The sequence below is a fragment of the Mameliella sp. CS4 genome, assembly GCF_019392335.1.
Taxonomy (GTDB): domain Bacteria; phylum Pseudomonadota; class Alphaproteobacteria; order Rhodobacterales; family Rhodobacteraceae; genus Antarctobacter.
Window position 1 is genome coordinate 1 of record NZ_JAHXRQ010000117.1, and the last position, 320, is coordinate 320.

The following is a 320-nucleotide window of genomic DNA, read 5'->3' on the forward strand; positions in this document are numbered from 1 at the left end:
AAGTGTTTCTGGCCGGATCGCGCGACCTTTCTCGCCTTTGCCGAGATCGCCCAGCCTCGGGCGCTGGAGGATACGCCAGGCGTGGCGTCGTGGTTTGCCAGTGCCGCCGGGCGCGAGGCGCTGGCGGAGGATCGGCTGGTGTCCGAGTTCCTGTTCTGGGAGCGGATGAAGCGCCCGCCGCAGTCCAAGGGCGACAAGCTGCGTGTCACCGAGGATGCGCGCGAGATGGCCGCGCGGCTGCGTCGGGCGCGGGCGGATCGGGAGGCCGGACGTGCGCCGTTCATGGACGATGCCGAGTGGCTGACCTGGTACGAGGGGCT

Annotated in this window: 1 pseudogene; it reads left to right on the forward strand. The window is 70.0% G+C overall.

Annotation, left to right across the window (positions count from 1 at the left end):
* Positions 1-320 (forward strand): annotated as a pseudogene (locus tag KZZ07_RS28300) (hypothetical protein); the annotation flags it as partial.